The organism is Mesorhizobium sp. M4B.F.Ca.ET.143.01.1.1, assembly GCF_004792275.1.
GTDB lineage: Bacteria > Pseudomonadota > Alphaproteobacteria > Rhizobiales > Rhizobiaceae > Mesorhizobium > Mesorhizobium abyssinicae.
In genome coordinates this window covers 1-510 of record NZ_SRSR01000080.1, presented here as the reverse complement: position 1 = coordinate 510, position 510 = coordinate 1, and the positions used below count along the sequence as shown (strand labels likewise).

Annotated in this window: 1 pseudogene; it reads right to left on the bottom strand. The window is 63.7% G+C overall.

Going from position 1 to position 510, the window contains the following annotated elements:
- A pseudogene (locus EN786_RS36045) lies at positions 1 to 490 on the bottom strand (glycosyl transferase family 39); the annotation flags it as partial.
- Positions 491 to 510 lie beyond the last annotated feature (20 nt).

The window sequence follows — 510 nt, the reverse complement described above, 5'->3', positions numbered from 1 at the left end:
TGAAGCGGGCGAAGTCCGGTATCTCGTCATCGAGCACGATGAGGTCGGCGTCGACGAGGCGCAGATTGCCGATCCAGAACCAGCTCGAGACCACGGTCTTGACCGGACCGTCGGCGCTGATCTGGTCGTAAAGCGACCGGTAGTCCATGCGTACGATGCCGCCGCGGCTGTCGCCGCCGTTCACGTGCATGTACCAGCTTACCGGCAGCACAAGGATCGCGAGGACCGCGCCGACAAAGACGATGGTCGCTTGCGCTTGTCCGCCCCTTTGGCCGATCGCGTCAAAACGCATGGCAAGGGCGGCGGGCAAAAGGACGAATATGGGCAGCACCCAACGATCGCGAAACTGGGTGACGCCACCGGCCAGAACCACCACCAGCGTGACCAGCACGGCAAGGGCGATCGTGCGCCACAGCAACTTTTCGGGCCAGCGCATCGGCTGTGGGGTTGTCGCGGCTTTCCGTGCGACCAGGAAAAACGCGACGGCCACGATAGCTATCGGCAGACCCG